The organism is Streptomyces sp. NPDC005728 (assembly GCF_040630895.1).
Classification (GTDB): Bacteria; Actinomycetota; Actinomycetes; order Streptomycetales; family Streptomycetaceae; genus Streptomyces.
Window position 1 is genome coordinate 1 of record NZ_JBEXYL010000127.1, and the last position, 19,784, is coordinate 19,784.

Genomic DNA, 19,784 nt, shown 5'->3' on the forward strand with positions numbered 1-19,784 from the left:
GCGATCTTCGTCCATTCCCGCAGGGGCCCACGGATTCTGCGATACGCGGGCACGTTCTGGCTGATCGCCACGCTCGGCGCAACGCTGGGATTCGGTTACCACTACGGCGCGGACATCATTGCCGGCGTGGTGTTCACGCTCACGATCGAGGCAGCTCTGCGCTCGCTCGCACGTGGCTGGGACCGGTCCGGATTCCAGCTGGTCGCTCACGGCGCAACGGTCTTCATCGCGCTCCTGCTGTCGTATCGCTATCTGCCGGTGGAGATGGCCGAACACCCGTGGGTGTTCGGACCGCTGCTCATTCTGGCGATGGCCTCAGTGATCCACGGCTACGTACGGACCACCAGACGGTGGGAACCGAAAACTGCACCAGTGCACCAACCGGAACCACAACCCGAACCAGTTTGAATCATCACCGTTCACGAGTGTGGCGCGACGCCTTCGTCGACCGGCAGGGGCACGGGTCGGTCTGCATGCGTCGGCCGCGCCTCGGCCGGTCTTCTCGGTCCTTCCTCGCCCGCGCCCCGGGCATCCCGGTCAGGGCCGGGCTCCGAACCGGAGACCGCCACCGATCCCGCCGACCCCGCCGAACCGCCGGGGCCCGAGCGGGAAACGGAGCCCGGGCCGGAGCCGGGGAGGGGACTGAGACCCGCCTCATGAGCGCGCACGCGTGCCTCACGCCGTCCCTGCGGAGCTGCCGGACCCAGCCGGTACAGCCAGAGATGCAGGACCGGTATCAGCACGCAGGTCACCGCGGCGCTCTGCCACAGCAGCGCGTCGAGGCCGCCGGCCGCCAGGTACGCTCCGGCGGCGACCGCGGCCAGCGCGCACACGCCGCGGTCGACGATGCTCTCCACCGACAGCAGCGTGGCACGCGGCGCGTCCGCCGGGATGGCGTCGTTCACGAGCTTGCGCTGCACGGGATAGACGAGTCCGGTGATCGCGGCGAACACGCACAGCAGCGCCACCACGAGCCAGGGCCCGCCGAGGACGGTGCCCGCGAGTGCCGCGGCGAGCGCCACACTCAGCAGGGACACCCACATGGCCGGCGACACCCTGCGGCCCAGCCACTGTGGACGGGCCGAGGCCACCGCTTCGGCCACCGTCATGGCCGCGAGCACCATGCCGTGCCTGCTCTCCCCGATCCCGTGTTCCAGGAGAACCGGCTGGAAGAGGTTGACCTGGCAGATGCGCGACAGCGTGAACACCGCCACGCCCTGCACCATGAGCAGCGACAGCCACGGCGATGCGCGCAGGACACCCAGAGCGGCACCGGTGTCACGAAGGAGAGTTCCGCTGCGCCGCCCGGGCGCCCCCGGCCCGGTGCCTCCACCGCGCGGCGCGAGGCGCGGCAGCGCGAGCGCACAGCCCAGGGAGCCGGCCGCGCTCGCCGCGCTGAGCACGTACGGAGTTTGCGGCGCCAGCGCCATCAGCGGGCCGACGAGCGGCCAGCAGACCACCTTGGCGGCCAGGCCGAGGGACCGCGCGGTGCCCTCGGCCCTCAGGTAGTGGGCATCGGCCCCCTCGGCGCGCAGACCGTCGTAGAGGTAGGCGCTCGCCGCGCCCGACGTGAGGGAGCGTCCGGCCGCTATGGCGAGGAAGTGCACGAGGAAACCGGTGTACGAGGGGGCCAGCACCGGCGCCATGTTCGCCGCCGTCATGACGACCGCGCCCGCGCGCAGGCAGTTGCGGGCGCCGATGCGGTCGGCGACGGCTCCCGTCGGTATCTCGAACAGACAGAACGCTATGTAGTAGATGCTCTGAATGCCGAAGATCTGGCTGTCGGACAGGCCGGCATCGCGCTGGTAGGCGTAGAAGACGGGCATCCACCACAGCAGGTTGAACAGCAGCTGGAACCCGTTGTTGAGACGGATGATGCGCCGGGCGACCGGGGAGGAGACCGGCCGCGCACGACGGCGCCACAGGACGGGCATACGGCGGCTCACCGGGCATAGGGGCGGATCTGGACCACGTGGAACGCCCCTCGGTCCGTCATCAGCCACTCGATGTCCAGCGCGCCGTCGGCGTCGTCCTCGCTGAAATGGGACTGCAACAGGCGTCCGGTGACGGCGAGCCGGGCGAGGGCCGAGCGCGTCTCCGACGGGAGGTCCTCGCCCGCGGAACCGATGTCGACCGTACGTCCGCCGCCCTCGACGGTGTTGTACAGGTACTGCTGCGGCAGCACGGTGCCGTCCACCACCCGCTCCGGCGAACCGGGCGTGCAGTTGAGGTACACGTTGCGGAAGTCCTCCCGGCGGGTCGGGTTGCAGGTCACCAGCACACCGCCGAGGCGAGCGGGCACATACTCCTGGACGATCACTCCCATGTAGGTGTCGTCCAGGGAGATGCCGGCCTGGTGCCGCAGACGCACGCTGCGCGGCGACAGCAACGACGCCCACACATGCCGCACGGCGTCCAAGAGCTGTTCGGTCCCGTGCACGGTGGTCACCGAGTCGTAGATCCCCGCCGCGGAGAAGCCGGGCAGGTCCTCGGCGTTGGAGGAGGAACGTACGACCATGCGGTGGCCGTCCGCCAGCAGGTCCGGCACCGCGCCCGTGATCGCCCCTGTCACCTCGTCCGGCATCGGCGTGCCGCGCACGAGGTGCTGGAGGGTCAGGCACAGCGGGTCCACGATGTCGAACGCCTCGAGCTCCAGGGCCATCTTCAGCTTGCCGATGCCCTGTTGGAGCGCCGGGGAGGAGGTCAGGAACAGGTGGTGGAGGTGGAACGGCAGCGCAACGCCCTCGGGGGCGCGGACGGTCCTGGCCACGTATTCGGCCGCCGCTGCGCGCAGTCGCTCCGGCGCGGCCCCCTCTTCGCCGAGGCGAGCGCCGAGGTGGCCGAGGAGATGGGGGCGCGGCGGGCGCGGGCGCACGTAGAACACCACCAGGTCGGCGGTGCGGCTGTCCAGGACGTGGTGCAGTTCCCCGAGGTTGGCCGCTTTGGTCCCGTAACCGTCGCGGTCGGTGCTCCGGAGCCGGTCGAGCGGCAGGACCGGTGCCTGCTGCAGCAGCGGTGTCCCGATGCGAATGCGCTGCTGGTGCCAGGCGGGCTTCTTCAGGGCCGGCGGGCCGGGCAGCGGCTCCAGTGTGATGGAGTCCTCACGGACCCGGTAGCGCACCCAGGCACCGTCCAGGCCGTCGCGCCGCACGAGGGCGTCGAGATCGCGGACGATCGCGTTCGGGATGCCCCAGCCCGAGGCCAGCACGTTGGTGTGCGAAAGCGGAGTGATGGGCGCGGTGTTGACGAATCCGGCGACCCTGGGCACGTCGTCGGGGAGGCGGGGCATCGCGACGATGTCCGACCAGCCGAGATCCGCGGCGGCTGCCTCGTACTCGGCCATGGTGCGGAAGCGGCGCAGTCGGCCCTCGGCCTCGCCGGGGTTGAGGCAGGTGCGGGTCCGGTTGCCGAACAGCTCGTGGCTGAGGATGCGCGGTACGTCCGCCTCGCCGACCGAGGCCAGTTCGTGCTCCTGGCCGTGGTTGGCGGGCTTGAGCAGCAGCGGCAGACGTCCGTCCACCCGCTCACGCACATAGAAGTAGAACTCCTTCAGCAGGGAGCCCTGCATGGTGTCCGCCTCGGTGGTCTCCAGCACCAGGAAGGGACGCTCGGTGCCGTCCGGGTCCTCCTCGGTGTGCAGGGACAGCACCCCGAGGAGGAAGCGGCGTTCCGGGGCCATGTACACGGATGCGTTGAACGCGTCCAGGTCCTCGTCGAGTTCGTCCGGGGTCATGCCGAGGACACGGGTGGCGATGTAGTCGACGTGGAAGGGGTGCACCTGCGTGTCGAGCAGGTGCCAGGTGCCGTTGGCGCGGTCCACCACGATCTTCAGGTACGGGTGTCCGGCAAGCACTCCGGACAGCGTCCGGAACAGGGGCAGCGACAGGTTGGCGCCGACGACGGTGCGGTCGCCCGCGGCCCCGGGTGCGCCGGCCGCGTCCAGGGCGAGGGTCATGCCCGCACCCCCTCGGTGACGTCCGTGGGCAGGATGCGCGGCAGTGCGTCCACCAGGGCCGTGAAGTCGCGGACTACGGTCTGCGGCCGGTCGGCGGACAGCAGGCACAGCCCCGCCATGGTGTTGGCGCCCGCGGCCGGATCGTAGACCGGCACGGGTGTGCCGTCCGGCAGTGAACTCTCGCGGACGACGGACAGCGTGCTGCCCGTGCCGACCGGAGCGGAGCGGATCACCGACGCGGAGTCCCACAGATGCCGGCGTGGCCAAGGGGCGCCCGCGCCGTCCACGGCGAGGACGACGAGGGACCCGGCCGCGCCCTCGGCGTCCGCGGGCGTCAACGCCTGTGACGGCCAGTCGGCCGGCCGGCCGAGCAGCTCGTCGGTGAACATGGCGACCAGGTCGAGCCCGAAGACGTCCTCGATCTGGGGCACCGTCATCGCGCCGCCGAACCGCGCCGCCGTCTCGATCACCCACATGCGGCCGTCCGCCCCCAGCTTGATCTCCGTGTGGGTGCCGCAGTTCTCCAGCCCGAGCGCCTCCACGGCCCGCCGGGCCAGCTCGACGATCCGGGCCTGGGCCCCCGTACCGACCGCGGCCGGGGTGATGCCGGCCCGCTCGGTGAACGGTGCCACCGTCGGCATCCGGCCGCTGAGACAGACCGGCCGGAAGACACCGCCCACGACCACGCCCTCGACACTGACGTAGTCGCCCCAGCCCGATCCGTCGAACCACTCCTCGGCACAGCCGGTGACGATCTCCTCGACGATGAAGTCCTCACCGGCACCGCCGACATGGAGCTCCGCGTACCCGAGCCGCGCCGACTCGGTCATCACCGCGCGCGACCGTTCCCAGGCGTCCCGCACGTCCGCGTACCCCTCGATGATCTGATGGGCGGTCGAGCCGGCGCTCCAGGCCGCCTTGAGCAGCAAGGGGCAGGACAACTCGGCTGCCGCGGCCTGTAGTTGCTCTGTCGTTGCGACGGCACGGAAGCGGGGCTGGGGTATGCCCTGGCGGTCCCAGGCCGCGCGCATCAGGCGCTTGTCGCGGGCGAGGGCCGCGGCCGGCCCGGCGCCCCGCAGCCCGAGCAGCCGGGAGGCCTCGGCGACCGCGACCACCGCGTACTCCGAGAAGGTGATGACGGCGTCCGCGCCGACCTCGCGGGCACGGGACGCGATGAGTTCGACCAGGTCGTGTTCGTCCGCCTCCCCGCGTGCGACGACCGAGGCGCACAGCCCCGCCGGGTCCGCCGCCAGGCTGACAGGCAGGTCGCTGAGTGCCAGCAGGTGCACGGCTGACCTCGCGGCCACCCGGGGCAGGGCGTACCCGACCGGGGGGCCGCCCTTGGCATGCACGTACAGCACCTTCGTCACGAAATCCCAACTCCTTTGTTCTCCCGGGCGGATGCTTCTCGACGCGTGGTGGTTCGCGCGATGCGCGGAGCGGCGGCGTCGGGGTACGCCGGCCGGTCGTCCACCGTGCCGCGGTCTCGTTTCAAGCGAAGCAGCCCGGTTGCCCGTTTCCGGGAGTGCGAAGCGTCGACGTCTCAGGCAAATGCCTGATTGCCGACGGCGATTGACGCCGTGTGAAGGTCCCGTGATGGGTTAGTGGCCGGCCCGGGTGCGCCCGCACGGCAACCCGGTGGGCTCCGGACCGTCCGGCATGCCGCACGCATCTACGGGACACGCATGATGTGTCACTCAAAGTAATGTCGTGGAATGTTGAAGGAGTCGAGTCGTGGACGAGACCGATTTCAAGACACTGCTCGCGCCCCTCCCGGTCTCCTGGTGGGAAGCCGACGGCGGCTCGGAACTGGTCGAGAGCGGGGGCGGCGCCTTCGCCGACGAGCGCACCGCCCATCGCTTCCTGCAGGCCCTGTGCGCCGATCACGGCGGTCCGTCGCAGTTACCCGGCGACGGCCCCTACCAGGCGCGGTTCGAGGGCCGTATGTTCGACGTCAACTGGCCGGCCCGTGGCGACGGCGCGTCCTGCGGCCGCAGCAGAGGAGTCGCGGTCGAGGTGGGCGGCCCGGTGGCCGGGACGGGGCCGTACGCGTCCTTCGCCGACCTGAGCCCGGCCGCGGTGTTCGTCCGCGACGCCGACGGCCGCTATGTCTGGGCGAACCACGCCTACGCCCACCTGTACGGAACCACGCGCGACACCTTGGTCGGACGGCACCTCGCCGAGATCGACGGGCCCGATGACGCGGCGCGGTTCCTCGCCTTCGACGAGGAGGTCCTCACCTGCGGGCACTCGGTACGGCACACGCTCGTCTACCGGCGTTCGGACGGTTCTCGCGGGCACGCGGCGGGTTACCGCTTTCCCGTCCGCTGGGGCACCGTGCGCTGCGTGGCAGGCATCTACGTCGACATCACCGACTACACCCGCGCGCTGGACCAGCGGCGTCAGGCCGAGGCGGACCTGCGCGCGCTGCGGGACCACAGTGGCCTGGCCTGCCTGCGCCTGTCCGCGGACGGAGTGGTCAGGGACGCAGGCACCGCCGCCGCCGAGCTGCTGCACGTCCGCCTGGGTGACCTGGTCGGATCGCCCGCAGACACCCTGCTGGCCCGGACGCCCGAACGGACGGCGCTGCACCGGATCTGGGACGACCTCATCGCCGGCCGGCGCAGAAGCGCGCGCACCAGCGCGGTGCTCGTCGACGGTGACCGCCGGCGCCGGGCCTGGATCCATCTGAGCGCCGTACATCACGCCGCGGAACACCTGCCCGGTGTCTGGGCGGTCATCACCCGGCTCGGCCTGACCTACGAGGCGCGCCCACCGCTGACGGCCGCCCAGGTGCGGATACTCGCCCTGCTGGCCGCCGGGCACAGCAATGCGGACATCGCCGGAACTCTGCACCTCTCGCGGCAGACCGTCGACTACCACCTGAGCCGCCTGCGGCACCTCCTGGGAGTCGCGACCCGCCCGGCACTGGTCGCCCGCGCCTACGTGCTCGGCATCCTCTCTCCGCACTCCTGGCCGCCGCGCTCGACCACGGCGGCACATCCGCTCAGCTCCGCATGACCGGTCGAGTCCCGCCGCCCGGGACGGCGCCGCGATCGACGTCGGCACCTTCCCGGGCGGCAGTGATCGGGCCGGGAGAGCCCAGTCGCGCTCGGCGAAGCGGGGCCCGGAGGACGTGGCGGGGCCCTGGCCACAGGCTCCGCTGCGAGGTGGGGGTGCAGGTTCCGCGGACGGCCTGCCCGGCGATGCCGGCTTCTGACAGAAAGGGCCGATGCCGGCTTCGTCGAGCCGGTTGTCCGGCTGACCGCGCCAGGGAGTCACGCCAGGTCCAGTAGCCCCTTGTGCGAACCGCCGAAGCCCTGGTGTTCGTCGACCAGGTGGATCTCCAGGATCCAGTGGGCCTGCCACCCGCCTTGGACAGTGCGGCGCAGAGGCTGGTCGTTGTCCGGGCAGAGGAACGAACCCGCCGGCGAACTGTCAGAGTTCGCGGTGGGTGCTGCTCCGGCCAGGCAGCCGACGTGCCATCCCCCGAGCGTCCAGCCGGCTTTGGCAACGATCCCTTGGACCTCGGTGTGCAGTTGCCTGCCAGTGATACCGGAGTTCGCGTGGAACACCTCGCGGGCGGCGGCGAATACCTCCGGCAGATCCTCGACGAGGCGGTACTTGCCCGGGTCGTCGCCGAAGGCGACGGTGCGTGCGAAGGTCGTCTCGTACCCGGCCAGGACTGGACCGAGGTCGGCGACCACGATGTCGTCTTCGCCGATGATGCGGTCCGGTGGGTCCTGTTCGTACGGAAGCGCGGTGTGGGGGCCGGAGCGGACGAGCGGCCCGGGCCGTGGCGCGGCTGTGCCGAACACCTGCCTCGCCAGGTCCCCGATCCGATTGCTGGCCTCGCGTTCACTGCTGCCTGGTGCGATCAGGTCGCGGGCCATGACGTCGGCGAAGAGGGCCTGCGCCATCCGCTGAGCCTCCACCAGCCCCAGGGCGCGCAGCCGCTCGTCCATCCGGTCGGGTCCTGCCATCGTGCCGGTCCTCTTCTTCCTCTTGCTCTGTTCACGGGGTTGAGCGCACGATCACGAGCGAACCTTCGTACGTCGGCTGATCGCGCAGGTGGCCGAATTCTTCGTCCCAGGCCCCGGATTCCAGGTCGTGGCGCAGGGTCTGGTCGAACCGCTCGCGGGCGTGGTCGTCGACGAAACTCCAGGCCGAACACGCCTGGCGGGCGGCCGGGTCGAGCAGCATCTCGGGGCGTCCGTAGTACGCCTCGTTGAACCCGTCGGTGCAGTCCAGGGGGATGGGCACGGTCTGGACGCCGCTGGTGCCACCCAGAGCCGCGGCCAGCTCCTCGACGGGCGGGTATCGGCGGGCCTCGGTGTCCAGCACCTCGGGCGCGTACCGGTACAGCCAGAAGTGCCGCACCAGGGCGGGATCGCAGGTCAGGATGACCACAGGACCGTGGGTCACGCGCCGCATCTCGCGGAGCCCGGCCCTGACGTCGGACCACTGGTGCACACTGAACAGTGTCATCGCCGCGTCGAACGCCCCGTCGGCGAAGGGCAGATCTTCGGCCACGGCATCGATCGCAGGAGCGAGCTGCGTCGGCCGCTGGGCGCGCATCGACTCCGAGGGTTCGACCGCCGTCACCAGACGTGCCGCGCTCTCGTACGAGCCGGCGCCGGCGCCGACGTTGAGCACCCTCCGGGCATCGCCCACGGCCCCGGCGATGAACCGGGCGATCCGGTCGTCCGGCCGACGGTAGGAGGAGTATCCGGACCCGAGGGCGCCGTAGTCGACGTCGCCGGCGCTGCCGTCCTGGGTGCGTGTGGTCATGGGGTCTGCCTCGCCTCGTGAGCAGGAACAGGGGAAGTGATCCCCACAGGCCCATCGGTTGTGCCGACCGGGGTGTGGGGCATGGGGGTGCTACGACCAGAGCTGGAACCGCTGCCAGCTGTCCCCGGCACGCTCGTAGCGCAACCGGGTGTGCACACGGCTCTTCGCCGCCTGCCAGAACTCCACCTCGGCCGGTGCGAGGGTGTAGAGAGTCCAGGCGGAGTCGACGAGCGAGGGGTCCTTGTCGATCAGGGCCAGGGCCTTCGCCAGGTCATGGTCGCGTTCGGCGGTGTCCGTCAGGTACTGGCTCTGACGGGCCAGCAGGGACTCGGCGCGGGCGGTAGCCGACCGGCCGAGGAAGTCGGCGGCGCCTTCCTGGGCGGAGGCTGGCGTAACGGGCCCGCGCAGGCGCACCTGTCGGCCGTGCTCGGGCCAGTAGAAGGTGAGTGCGGCCCGCGGATGGACGGCCAGTTGGTGTCCCTTGGGGCTGAGGCGATGGCCGGCGAACTGCCATCCTGAGGTGTCCACCCCCTTGAGGATGAGCACGCGTGCGTCCGGGTCACCGGCCTCGTCGACCGTGGACAGGGTCATCGCGTGCGGATCGCGCACACCGTCGGCCACGGCGTCGGACAGCCAGGACAGAAACAGGCGCACGGGATCGGCCGGAGCCCGCTCGGGTTCGAACTCCGGAAGCGGTCCGGCGAACACCTCGATGCCCCGCAGCCACGCGCGGACCGTACCGCCGTGATCTCCGTCTTCCACTGGCCGCCTCCTCCGCAGGACACCCTCTTGTCCCATCCTGCATCTGCGGCTGATCTTCGACAATCTATTGGCAAATGCTTAGCTGATGACACGAAAGGCATCGCGTGTGCGGATGGGATATTGGAGGTAGCGACAGTGCGCACCCGAAGGTGGCCGAGCCGTAACGGGGCGCGCGCCCGCCACGGCAGAGGGAAGGTCTCGTGACGGCCGGGACGCCGGAGGCCCAGCGGGTCCAGGGGCTGGCGCGCGTCCGAGTGGCCGACCGGGTGACTGTCCGGGGCATGCGAAGGACGCGGGCGCACCGCCTTGGATTACCACCGGCGTTGCGTGACCGGGTTCGGTCAGGTAGTCGGCAGGGTCGGCCCTTCGCCTGCCTTCTCCTGGTAGGAATAGCGCTGTTCCGTCCACGGGTCGCCGGGCGAGGAGGAAGCCGGCGGGTTCGCCGAGCTCGGCGGCGCACACGCGGCGGCCCACCCCCGACGTGATCACCCCGGCACTTCGCCATTCACCGCCGCGCATTTCGTCGGCTCCACGGCACCTGCGCCGACACATCCCCGAGGACCACGTCGGTGACGATGCCCGAGAACCGGTTGCGGGCCGAGGAGCCGGTGGACTCCCGTTCGGTCCGGTGCAGCTGCCGGGCGTAGGCCGCGAGGGCCGGACCCGGCATGATCCGGCGGCCCAGCTCGTCGCGTTCGGCGGTCAGTTTCCCGCCGTCGACCAGACGCCTCACGGTGCCGGCGCTGACGCCGAGTAAGACGGCTGCGTCCCCGATCCGGTAGGCGTGCACATGTCGATATCGAGGATACTGCCGCAGATGCGAGGGGAAAGTATTCTGTTGCTTCGCATGAGCTGAATCATCCATCTGAGGGCATGGCATATGCGTTTGTGCATGACGGGAGTTCGGGTACGGTCATCCGGGAGGTGGTAGCCCGTGAGTCAGTCCCTCGCAGCTGCCGGTACGGCCGCCGGTCAGGTGGCGGAACTAGTCCTCACCGGCGGCCTGGCCCGTCCGGCTCGGCTGACGATGCCCGACCTTCTCGCCTGGCCCCAGCACCGGGCCGAGGTCGCGTTCGAGTGCGCCACGAGCGGCATCCAGCACCACCGCTTCACCGGACCGCTCCTGCACGACGTCCTCACGGACGCCGGGCCTGGCGTCCATCCCGCCCGCCGCAAGGACCGACTGCGCTTCCTGATCGCCGTACGCGGCGCAGACGACCACCATGCACTGCTGTCCTGGGCGGAGATCGACCCGGACTTCGGCCGCGCACCCGGCTGATCCCGGTCACCTGGGGCGGCGCCACCGCCCGACCCATCGGCGGTCACCGCCCCGCCTTCCTGCACGGCGCGGCCCTCGCCGACGCCCTTGCCGCCGTGACGCCCGACTGGCGGCCTGGACAGTCAGCACCGCTGATCCTGCTCGCCCGGTGGGCGAGCGATCCGGTGGGGGACCCGGTCGAAGCTCGCCTCCCAGAACTCCACCTCGGTGGGGGCGATGACGTAGAGCGTCCAAAGCCGTCCCCACAATCCGCCCCTGACGTCCGACCGTCGGCCAGTAGGTCAGGTCCCGGTGCTCCGAGGGCGATCCGGAGATCAAGGGCGCCGCGCTGCACGCCGAACGCCCGACTCGCCGCCGAGGCCGGCCGGCTGGCACGCCGGGCATCTGGTCGGAGAGTTCCCGCACGAGCGGATCGACGGTGCGGACGTCGAGTCGTACATCACCCCCGCCAATGACACCCCGCTGCGGCGCACCGACCAGGCCGGGCGCCGCTGCCACTGCACCCCGGAGATCCATCTCGTCGACCGTGAGCGGGGCTTCGGCGGGCTCTACGAGGAGCTGCTCACCCTTTGATCACGAGGAACTGCCCACGCTCTGATCGGTCACGCCCGCGTCGCGCAGCGCCAGCCACACCCGGTCGCGTGTGAAAGGCAGTTGGGTGAAGCGGACCCCGGTCGCGTCGCGCAGGGCGTTGGCGAAGGCGGGAGCGACCGGGTTGAAGGGGCTTTCGCTCATCGACTTGGCGCCCAGGGGGCCGATGGCGTCCGCCGTTTCCATGAAATGGACCTCGGTGCGCGGGATGTCGGCGTACTGGGGGAGCCGGTAGCGTCGGAAGGCGGCCGTCTCGACCTCGCCACGGGCGTCGATGCGGACGTTCTCGAAGAGCGTGGAGCCGAGGGCCTGCGCGATGCCGCCCTCGACCTGGCCGCGGCACTGCATGGGGTTCATGACCTTGCCCGCATCGGCGGCGTGCACGCTGCGCAGGATGCGGATCTCCCCGGTGCCGGGGTCCACGGCGACCTTGAACCACTGGGCGTTGAAGGCGACCGAGCGCGGGGTGCCACCGAAGTGCCCGTCCGCGGTGACCTCGACGCCGACCGCACGGGCGGCCGCGTACAGGTCCTTGAGCGTCAGGCGCCCGCCGGGATGCAGTACGGCCTCCTCCGCGAGCCGGCAGTCGGCGCGCGGGACGTGCAGATGGGCGGCTGCGAAGTCGAGGAGCATGTCGGCGAGGGCGCGGGAGGCGCACAGGGTGGCCTTGCCGGCGACGACGGTGCCGGTGGAGGCGAAGGCGCCCGTGTCGTGCCGTACGACGTCGGTGTCGGACTGGCGGATGGTGATCCGGTCGACCGTGGTGGCGAGTTCACCGGCCGCGATCTGCTTGTGGACGGTGGTGGTGCCGTTGCCGAACTCGGCGGTGCCGACGGCCAGGTCGAAGGTGCCGTCGGGAAGGAGGGCGGCCTTGGCGTCGGCGATGTGGCCGCCGGGCGGGCCGGTTGCGATCATCGCCAGGGCGGAGCCCTCGCCGACCAGCCAGCCTTCCGGGGCGGGTTGCCCGGCCTCGGTCGCCGCCTGTGCCCGGCGCACGATGGCGACGCACTGGTCGAGGCCGTAACTGGCGATGTGCAGGTCCTCATCGTGACCGCCGGGCGTGAGCATCGGGTCGTCGGGGCCGATGATGTTGCGGGCCTTGAACTCCAGCGGGTCCAGGCCGAGGCGGCGGGCCAGTTCGTCGAAGGCGGACTCGACGGCGAACATCACCTGGCCGAGGCCGTAGCCGCGGAAGGCGCCCGCCGGGACGGTGTGCGTGTAGACCGAGTAGGCATCGACCTTCTTGTTCAGGGCGCGGTAGATCGCCATGGACTCGCCGACGCTGTGGAACATCACCGCCGGTCCGTGATTGCCGTACGCGCCCGTGTTCGACACGACCCGCAGTTGGAGGGCGGTGAGGGTGCCGTCGCGGCGGGCTCCCGCCTTCAGGTGGACGGTGAAGGGGTGGCGGGTGGTCGCGCCGTAGAACTGCTCGGCGCGTGTGTACTCCAGTTTCACCGGGCGGCGCAGCCGCAGGACGGCCAGTGCCACGATGTCCTCGACCAGCATCTCCTGCTTGCCGCCGAAACCGCCGCCGACCCGACCTGCCATCACCCGGACCTGCTCCAGCGGCAGGTCGTAGAGCGCGCACAGGGCGCGGCGCGTGAGGAACGGGGTCTGGGAGCTGGTGCGCACGGTGAGGCGGCCGTCCTCCTCGAACCAGGCCACGGCTCCATGCGTCTCCAGGCTGGCATGCTGCCCGCGCTGGGTGCGGAAAGTGTCCTCGTACACGGCATCGGCCTCGGCGAATCCGGCCTCGATGTCGCCGATCTCGCCGTGCGCCTCGCCGACCACGTTGTTCTCGGGGCGGGAAATCCGGTGGGCCTTGGCGTCCTTGTCGTGGACGACGGGCGCGCCCGGCCGCATGGCCTCCTCGGGGTCGAGGACGGCGCGCAGTACGTCGTACGTGACTTCGATCCGGCGGCAGCCCTCCTCGGCGGCGGCCTCGCTGTCGGCGACGACGGCGGCGACGCGCTGGCCGATGTAGCGGACCGTGTCGTCCAGGACGCGGGTGTCGTCCGGGTCCTCTTCGGGGTGCTCGTGGCGGGCGGTGGAGAAGTGCCGTTCCGGGGCGTCGTGGTGGGTGAACACGGCCTGGACGCCGGGGACGCGCAGGGCGGCGGAGGTGTCGATCGCGAGGATGCGGGCGTGCGCGTGCGGGGAGCGCAGCAGCTTCATGTGCAGCAGGCCGGGCACGTCCACGTCGAAGGTGTAGCGGGCGGTGCCGGTGACGACCTGGGGTCCGGCGGGGGCGGGCAGGCTGCGGCCGACGGAGTCGCCGGGCGCCGGGTCCTCGGTGTTCTTGACCCCGCGTACGGCGTCTTCGATGGCCCGGTAGCCGGTGCACCGGCACAGGTTGCCCTTGAACGCCCGGGGCAGGTCGGCCAGTTTGTCCTCGTCGAGGGCGGCCGTGGTCATCAGGAAGCCGGCCGTGCAGAAGCCGCACTGGAAGCCCTGCGCGTCGAGGAACTTCTGCTGGACGGGGTGGAGTTCGCCCTCGGGCGAGGCCAGGCCCTCGACCGTGGTGACCTTGTGGCCGTCGGCGCGGGAGGCCGGGTACAGGCAGCTGTGCACCGGCTTGCCGTCGACGTGGACGGTGCAGGCGCCGCAGTCGCCCTGGTCGCAGCCCTTCTTCACGCCGAACCAGCCGCGTTCGCGCAGGTAGGTGCGCAGACACTGACCTGCGCGGGGCTCCTCCTCGTGGGACCGTCCGTTGACCTCGACCTTCATCGTGCCGCCTCTCGCAGTTCCCGGCGGATCTCCTCCGCGTACCGGAACGTCATGTGTCGCCGCCACTCGGGCAGCCCGTGGATGTCGTCGAACCACTCGCCGTCGGTGACGGCCGAGCCCAGCGCCGTCTGCAACGCATCGGCGGTCGGCAGGAGCGGGAACCACAGCCGTATCGGACGGACCGTCGAAGCGGTGACCGTGATCGCGAGGGAGCCGTCCAGCGGGTCGAGCGTGCCGATGATCAGCACACCGGAGCGCCCCAGCCCGTACAGGGACGCCTGCCGGAACGCCGTACGGCAGGCGAGCGTGCGGGCCGGAAGGGTGACCGACCGCAGCAGTTCGCCCTCCGCCAGGACCTTGCGGCCTGCTCCGGTCACGAAGTCGGTGACGCGCACCCGGCGGCGTGCACCGTCCTGCGCGATCAGCAGGCACTCCCCGACGAGAGCGGCCGTGAGAGAGATCATCGGGCCGGCCGGCAGACCGTTGCAGAGGTTCCCGCCGACCGTGGCCATGTTCCAGATCTTGAACGAGGCGAGGAACGCCCGGCAGCACTGCTCGAACAGCGGCGCCGCCTCGACCGCCAGCCCCTTCGCGAACCCGGACAGCTCGGCGATCGTGCAGGTGGCCGCGATCTCCATCGAGCCGTCCGGCTGCTGCTGCACAGGGGTCCAGCCGGTGCGACTGAGGTCGATCAGGCGGCGCAGGTGCGGCTGCGGCTCCGAGAACAGATACGTGCCGCCGCCGAGCCAGGCATCCCCTGGCCGCCAGGGCGCCGAACGCCGGGCGTCCCGGATCTCCACCACCGTGTTCAGGTCCATGACCGTCAGTGAAGCAACGTGAACCAGCCAAAACGACTGGTTCACAGCACGGAAACGACCGCCTGGCGGTCCCGATACTTGGTGAATCAACCAAGAGGCATACCGCTCATCTCATCTGGCACTTACGATGCGAGCACTCGCATGCACCTGGTGAATGTGAGATGCCGGGTGTCAGGCACCGCCACCCGGCAGCCGTGTGAGGAGCCGGAACGCATGCACGTCGAACACCTTCTTCAGGACGAGTCCCTGGGTCTGCGCCTGCTCTGGGCCGAGGACGCACTGCTGATGCGTGAGATCAGCGGAGTCACCGTCACCGACCTGGAGGACCCCGCCCGCTTCGTCCGGCCCGACGAGGTCGTGCTCAGCGGGCTCGTCTGGTGGAGCGCGGACGGGGGAAGGGACAAGGCCGACCGCTTCGTCTCCGGACTGAAGGACGCGGGCGCGGTGGCGCTGCTCGCCGGTGAGGAGACCCACGGCTCGGTGCCCGACGACCTGGTCGAAGCGTGCGTACGGCATGGCGTTCCGGTTGCCGGCGTGCCGGCCCACGTGATGTTCCGCGAGATCACCGACAACGTGTACCTGCGCCAGTGGGGCGAGCTGAGCCGTCACCACGCACTGCCCGAGCAGGTGCGCGGCCGGCTGAACCGGCTGGTCGCGCAGGGCGCCGATCCGGCCCTGATCCTCGCCATCGCCTTGGCGCACCTCGACGCGTCCTCGGCCTACGTCCTGACGCCGGCGGGCCGGACCGTCGCGGCCACGCCGGGCGCGGACCCGCTCCCCGCGCGCGTGGCCGCCGCCCTGCCCGGGAGCGACGCCGGCGTGACGGTCCTCGTGGAGGCCGCCGGGGTCACCCCGTACGAACGCTGGTGGTTGCACCTGCCGGATGCCGCCGCCGTACCACCGCGGCTGCTGCATGAGATCACCACAGTCCTGGGCCGCTGCCAGGAGGCGCTGACACGCCGCCGGGCTGCCGAGCACCAGAGGGCGGACGAACTCGGCAGGCTGCTCACCGCCCCGGACGCCGGTGACCTGGCCATCGCGGTGCGGGCCTGCGGTCTGCCGGCGGAGGGCCCGTACCGCGTGGTCGTGGCCGACACCGGCGCGCGCCACGGGGGACTGGCGGAAAGCGCGCTGACGGAAGCGGCCGCGCACGCGAGCCCGGCGTCCGCTGCCGTGGGGCGACTGCCCGACGGGACCGCGTTCGCGGTGGTACCCGAGGATGCCGCCGCCGGTCTGGGGGAGACCTGGCCGCTGCTGGCCGCCTGCCGGCCGGATGCCTGCCTGCACGGCGGGCTCGCCTCACCGGCCACCGACGCGACCGGGCTGCCCGGTGCCCTGGCCGAGGCCCGCTACGCCCTGTCCTCCGCCCGGGCCGCCGGGTCGGGCCTTTCGTCCCTGACCGATGCCACCTCCCTGACCACGCTGGACACGCTGCTCACCGGCATACCGGCCGAGGTCCGCGCCGCCTACAGCCGCACCGTGCTCGGGCCGCTGCTCGACACCGGGAGCGACTCCGCCACCGCGCTGCTGAACACCCTGGAGGTGTTCCTCGCCCACGACGGCTCCTGGGCCCGCACGGCCGAGTCGCTGCACGTGCACGTCAACACGGTCCACTACCGGATCCAGCGCATCGAGCACTTCACCGGCCGCGACCTGTCCCGCCTCCGCGACCGTCTGGACCTGTGGGCGGCCCTGCTGTGCCGCACGGACCCGAGCAGCGCACAGGGCCGCACCGATCCGAGCACCGCACAGGCCGCTACGACCGCTCGACGTGCACGCTCGTCGACTTCACCCGCGCGATGACTGTGACGCCGACCGCCAGACCCAGCTCGTCCACTGCCTCCCGGGTCACCAGGGACACGACCTGGTGCGGACCGGCCTGGATCTCCACCCGGGCCACGACATCGTCCGCCGCCAAAGCCGTGACGATTCCGGTGAGCGCGTTGCGCACGGAGGTCGGCGGACCAGCCACCCCGCCCCGCTCGTCCGCCGCCGCCCGCTCCCGCACGAACCGCGCCAGCCCTGCACCGTCGATCACCCGGTTCCCCGAGCCGTCCCGCCCCATCGGCAGCCGTCCTGCGTCCGCCCACCGGCGTACGGTCTCCGGGCTCACCCGCAACAGGCGCGCGGCCTGGCCAATGCTGTACGTCGGCACCCTCAAACCCTAGCCGCCCCCTTTCCTCGCGGAGGCCGTGCATGCTGCTGCGCCAGTTGGAGTACCTCGCCGCGCTCGCCCGGGAACGCCACTTCGCCCGCGCGGCAGCCGCCTGCTACGTGTCACAGCCGTCGCTGTCGGCCGCGATACGCAAGCTCGAGCACGAGCTGGACGTGCCGATCGTGCGGCGAGGGAGGCGGTACGAGGGCCTGACCCCCGAGGGAGAGGTGGTTCTGGCGTGGGCCCACCGCATGCTGGCCGAACAGGACGCGTTGCGTCAGGAACTCTCGGCGCTGCGCGGTGGCCTGACCGGCACGCTCAGGCTGGGCGTCGTACCGACGGCCCTGCCGGTCGCCTCCCTCCTGACCACTCCCTTCTGTGACCGCCATCCGCGTGCGGGAGTGACGCTGGAGTCGCTGTCGTCGGCGCAGATCACGCACGGCCTGGCCGAGTTCGAGCTGGACGCCGCGATGACGTACCTGGACGACGACACACTGCGCCAGGTCCGCCGCTTCCCGCTGTACGAGGAGCGGTACGTCCTCCTCACCCCGGTGGACGGCCCGCTCGGCGACTCCGGCGTGGCCTCCTGGGCGCAGGCCGCGACCCTGCCGTTGTGCCTGCTGTCCTCACGGATGCGCAACCGGCGGATCATCGACGAGTGCTTCGCGGCCGACGGAGCCACCGCGGCGCCGGCGATCGAGTCGGACAGCGTCGCCGGACTCTACGCCCATCTGCCCGGCGGCCGCTGGTCCAGCGTGATCTCGCATGCCTGGCTGCACATGTTCGGTGTGCCGAAGGGAATGCGCGTGGTGCCGCTGGAAAGCCCCGCCCACGGCCCGCGGGTCGGACTGGTCGTCGCCCGCAGCGAGCCTCAATCCGTCCTGGCCGAGGCGTTCCTGAACGTGGCCCGGGAGGCAGGGGTGCGGGATGCGCTGGACGAACTGCTGCGGACGTATCTGCAGGGCTGATAGCTGCGGGCTATGTCGGCATAGCAAGGATCGCTTTGACCAGGGCGAACGACCCCGAGGATCGTGAACTCCACCTTCCCACAACGTGAGTTGAGGAGCCGCGACATGGCCAAGGTGCTCTGCGTCCTGTACGACGACCCCACCGACGGATACCCGACCACGTACGCCCGCGACGACCTGCCGGCCATCGGCCACTACCCCGGCGGGCAGACCACGCCCACCCCAGAGGCGATCGACTTCACCCCCGGCCACCTCCTCGGCAGCGTCTCCGGTGAACTCGGTCTGCGCAGCTACCTGGCGGAGACGGGCCACACTCTCGTCGTCACCTCCGACAAGGACGGTGACGCGTCGGTGTTCGACCGTGAGCTGGCCGACGCGGACGTCGTCATCTCGCAGCCGTTCTGGCCGGCGTACCTGACCGCGGAGCGGATCGCCGCCGCGAAGAACCTGAAGCTGGCGATCACCGCGGGCATCGGCTCCGACCATGTCGACCTCGACGCGGCCGTCGCCCACGGAGTGACGGTCGCCGAGGTGACGTACTCCAACAGCATCAGCGTCGCCGAGCACGTGGTGATGATGACGCTGTCCCTGGTACGCAACTACCTGCCCTCCCATCAGGTGGTCCTCGACGGCGGCTGGAACATCGCCGACTGCGTGGCCCGCTCGTACGACTTGGAGGGCATGCACGTCGGCACGGTCGCCGCCGGACGCATCGGCCTCGCCGTCCTGCGCCGCCTCGCCCCCTTCGACGTGAAGCTGCACTACACCGACCGGCACCGACTGCCGCGGGAGGTGGAGGAGGAACTGGGGCTGACATTCCATGCGACCGCCGCCGACATGGTCCCGCACTGCGACGTCGTCACGATCAACGCACCGCTCCACCCGGAGACCGAGGGCCTCTTCGGCGACGAGCTGCTGGCGACGATGAAGCGCGGCGCCTACCTGATCAACACGGCTCGGGCGAAGATCGTGGACCGGGACGCCGTGGACCGCGCCCTGCGCAGCGGCCGACTGGCCGGGTACGCGGGTGATGTCTGGTACCCGCAGCCCGCCCCCGCCGACCACCCGTGGCGCACCATGCCGCACCACGGCATGACCCCGCACATTTCCGGCTCGTCCCTCTCCGCGCAGGCCCGCTACGCTGCTGGCACTCGCGAGATCCTGGAGTGCTGGTTCGCGGGCCGCCCGATCCGCGACGACTACCTGATCGTCGACGGCGGCGGCCTGGCCGGAACCGGCGCCCACTCCTACTCGATCACCAATTGACTGCTCTCCTCCCTGGAGGGAGGTGATTCGTGGCTCAGGCTGCCTGCTGAGGCGGCGCCTCAGCGGGTCTTGCGCCCGCGGCACCAGCCGGGTTCAGACCTGCCCGGACGAGCATGACGCGGGCGGAGTTCTTGTCCCTGGGGGATACGGCTGCGCACGCGGTGCAGGCATACGTTCGCGTCGAAAGAGGTCGTGCGTGCTTGGTTCTCGCTCCGCACGTTGCGCAGTCCATCGTGGTGTGCGCACGCTGGACGGGTCCGCGGGCAGTTCCCGCGACCACACCACCCGCAACACGACCTGGCCTCACGCTTCTTCTTCCAGCGCGGCATACCCGCCCGCCGGTGCTGCGGCACACGGTCCTTGATGTCCTTCAGCGCCTTCGCACGGGACTTGCCGAAGTCGCGTATGAGCTGCTGCTGAGGAACACTCGATCCGGCGGCCAGCCACGGGGTTATCCGCCGGGCCTCGG

The 19,784-nt window shown here is 71.0% G+C and carries 14 protein-coding genes and 4 pseudogenes; 7 read left to right on the top strand and 11 right to left on the bottom strand.

Annotated elements, in window-relative coordinates; translation table 11 throughout:
* Positions 1–408 (top strand): phosphatase PAP2 family protein (locus ABZ471_RS42590; RefSeq protein WP_359074463.1); only part of this gene is annotated, 408 nt, incomplete at its 5' end.
* 11 nt (positions 409–419) lie between these two features.
* Here the strand turns inward: ABZ471_RS42590 and ABZ471_RS42595 are convergent.
* Genes ABZ471_RS42595 through ABZ471_RS42605 form a run of 3 tightly spaced genes read right to left on the bottom strand, consistent with a single transcriptional unit; the run spans position 420 to position 5,325 of the window.
* Positions 420–1,946, bottom strand: coding sequence for an MFS transporter (locus tag ABZ471_RS42595; RefSeq protein ID WP_359074465.1), 1,527 nt, complete (start codon positions 1,944–1,946; stop codon positions 420–422).
* Positions 1,943–3,955: a PEP/pyruvate-binding domain-containing protein gene (locus ABZ471_RS42600; RefSeq protein ID WP_359074467.1), complete on the bottom strand. Its 2,013-nt coding sequence runs from the start codon at positions 3,953–3,955 to the stop codon at positions 1,943–1,945. Before ABZ471_RS42600 ends, ABZ471_RS42595 begins: the two co-directional genes overlap by 4 nt.
* Positions 3,952–5,325: an ATP-grasp domain-containing protein gene (locus tag ABZ471_RS42605; protein ID WP_359074468.1), complete on the bottom strand. Its 1,374-nt coding sequence runs from the start codon at positions 5,323–5,325 to the stop codon at positions 3,952–3,954. The genes ABZ471_RS42600 and ABZ471_RS42605 overlap by 4 nt, the downstream gene beginning before the upstream one ends.
* A gap of 364 nt (positions 5,326–5,689) precedes the next feature.
* On the opposite strand from ABZ471_RS42605, the gene ABZ471_RS42610 reads away from it, so the two are divergent.
* Entirely contained in the window at positions 5,690–6,976 is a 1,287-nt protein-coding gene (locus ABZ471_RS42610; protein ID WP_359074470.1) for a PAS domain-containing protein, read from the top strand.
* A gap of 257 nt (positions 6,977–7,233) precedes the next feature.
* Here the strand turns inward: ABZ471_RS42610 and ABZ471_RS42615 are convergent, their stop codons facing one another.
* From ABZ471_RS42615 to ABZ471_RS42630, 4 genes and pseudogenes are all read right to left on the bottom strand, one after another.
* Positions 7,234–7,938, bottom strand: a complete 705-nt coding sequence (locus tag ABZ471_RS42615; protein ID WP_359074471.1) for a M24 family metallopeptidase — start codon at positions 7,936–7,938, stop codon at positions 7,234–7,236.
* Positions 7,939–7,969: 31 nt separating this feature from the next.
* A complete protein-coding gene (locus ABZ471_RS42620; protein WP_359074472.1) occupies positions 7,970–8,746 on the bottom strand; it encodes a methyltransferase domain-containing protein in 777 nt (258 codons plus the stop codon).
* A 90-nt stretch (positions 8,747–8,836) separates the two neighbouring features.
* On the bottom strand, positions 8,837–9,508 hold the full coding sequence (locus ABZ471_RS42625; RefSeq protein ID WP_359074473.1) for a pyridoxal 5'-phosphate synthase: 672 nt from the start codon (positions 9,506–9,508) through the stop codon (positions 8,837–8,839).
* Positions 9,509–10,043: 535 nt separating this feature from the next.
* Positions 10,044–10,298 (bottom strand): annotated as a pseudogene (locus ABZ471_RS42630) (helix-turn-helix domain-containing protein); the annotation flags it as partial.
* A gap of 144 nt (positions 10,299–10,442) precedes the next feature.
* On the opposite strand from ABZ471_RS42630, the pseudogene ABZ471_RS42635 reads away from it, so the two are divergent.
* Together ABZ471_RS42635 and ABZ471_RS42640 are read left to right on the top strand one after the other, a co-directional pair.
* Positions 10,443–10,781 (top strand): annotated as a pseudogene (locus ABZ471_RS42635) (molybdopterin-dependent oxidoreductase); the annotation flags it as partial.
* A 310-nt stretch (positions 10,782–11,091) separates the two neighbouring features.
* Positions 11,092–11,360: pseudogene (locus tag ABZ471_RS42640) on the top strand (aminopeptidase); the annotation flags it as partial.
* Here ABZ471_RS42640 and ABZ471_RS42645 read toward each other — a convergent pair.
* Together ABZ471_RS42645 and ABZ471_RS42650 are read right to left on the bottom strand one after the other, a co-directional pair.
* Positions 11,361–14,108, bottom strand: a complete 2,748-nt coding sequence (locus ABZ471_RS42645) for a molybdopterin cofactor-binding domain-containing protein (RefSeq protein WP_359074475.1) — start codon at positions 14,106–14,108, stop codon at positions 11,361–11,363.
* Positions 14,105–14,926: an FAD binding domain-containing protein gene (locus tag ABZ471_RS42650; protein ID WP_359074477.1), complete on the bottom strand. Its 822-nt coding sequence runs from the start codon at positions 14,924–14,926 to the stop codon at positions 14,105–14,107. Before ABZ471_RS42650 ends, ABZ471_RS42645 begins: the two co-directional genes overlap by 4 nt.
* Positions 14,927–15,139: 213 nt before the next feature.
* Here ABZ471_RS42650 and ABZ471_RS42655 point away from each other — a divergent pair, with 213 nt between their 5' ends.
* Positions 15,140–16,729, top strand: coding sequence for a PucR family transcriptional regulator (locus ABZ471_RS42655; protein ID WP_359074478.1), 1,590 nt, complete (start codon positions 15,140–15,142; stop codon positions 16,727–16,729).
* Here the strand turns inward: ABZ471_RS42655 and ABZ471_RS42660 are convergent.
* Positions 16,683–17,081, bottom strand: coding sequence for a helix-turn-helix transcriptional regulator (locus ABZ471_RS42660; RefSeq protein WP_359074480.1), 399 nt, complete (start codon positions 17,079–17,081; stop codon positions 16,683–16,685). The genes ABZ471_RS42655 and ABZ471_RS42660 overlap by 47 nt on opposite strands.
* Positions 17,082–17,122: 41 nt before the next feature.
* Between ABZ471_RS42660 and ABZ471_RS42665 the strand changes: the two genes are divergently transcribed.
* Together ABZ471_RS42665 and ABZ471_RS42670 are read left to right on the top strand one after the other, a co-directional pair.
* The gene (locus ABZ471_RS42665) at positions 17,123–18,049 is read left to right on the top strand and encodes a LysR family transcriptional regulator (RefSeq protein ID WP_359074482.1); all 927 of its coding nucleotides are present in this window, start codon (positions 17,123–17,125) and stop codon (positions 18,047–18,049) included.
* 105 nt (positions 18,050–18,154) lie between these two features.
* Positions 18,155–19,315 carry an NAD-dependent formate dehydrogenase gene (locus tag ABZ471_RS42670; protein ID WP_359074483.1) on the top strand — a complete coding sequence of 387 codons (1,161 nt, stop codon included), beginning with the start codon at positions 18,155–18,157 and terminating at the stop codon, positions 19,313–19,315.
* 34 nt (positions 19,316–19,349) lie between these two features.
* Here ABZ471_RS42670 and ABZ471_RS42675 read toward each other — a convergent pair.
* A pseudogene (locus ABZ471_RS42675) lies at positions 19,350–19,784 on the bottom strand (zinc ribbon domain-containing protein); the annotation flags it as partial.

Bases quoted from the DNA above. Each gene is read 5' to 3' on its own strand.
- ABZ471_RS42600 (WP_359074467.1), bottom strand. From the start codon at position 3,955: ATGACCCTCGCCCTGGACGCGGCCGGCGCACCCGGGGCCGCGGGCGAC.
- ABZ471_RS42615 (WP_359074471.1), bottom strand. From the start codon at position 7,938: ATGGCAGGACCCGACCGGATGGACGAGCGGCTGCGCGCCCTGGGGCTG.
- ABZ471_RS42620 (WP_359074472.1), bottom strand. From the start codon at position 8,746: ATGACCACACGCACCCAGGACGGCAGCGCCGGCGACGTCGACTACGGC.
- ABZ471_RS42645 (WP_359074475.1), bottom strand. From the start codon at position 14,108: ATGAAGGTCGAGGTCAACGGACGGTCCCACGAGGAGGAGCCCCGCGCA.
- ABZ471_RS42650 (WP_359074477.1), bottom strand. From the start codon at position 14,926: ATGGACCTGAACACGGTGGTGGAGATCCGGGACGCCCGGCGTTCGGCG.
- ABZ471_RS42655 (WP_359074478.1), top strand. From the start codon at position 15,140: ATGCACGTCGAACACCTTCTTCAGGACGAGTCCCTGGGTCTGCGCCTG.
- ABZ471_RS42665 (WP_359074482.1), top strand. From the start codon at position 17,123: ATGCTGCTGCGCCAGTTGGAGTACCTCGCCGCGCTCGCCCGGGAACGC.
- ABZ471_RS42670 (WP_359074483.1), top strand. From the start codon at position 18,155: ATGGCCAAGGTGCTCTGCGTCCTGTACGACGACCCCACCGACGGATAC.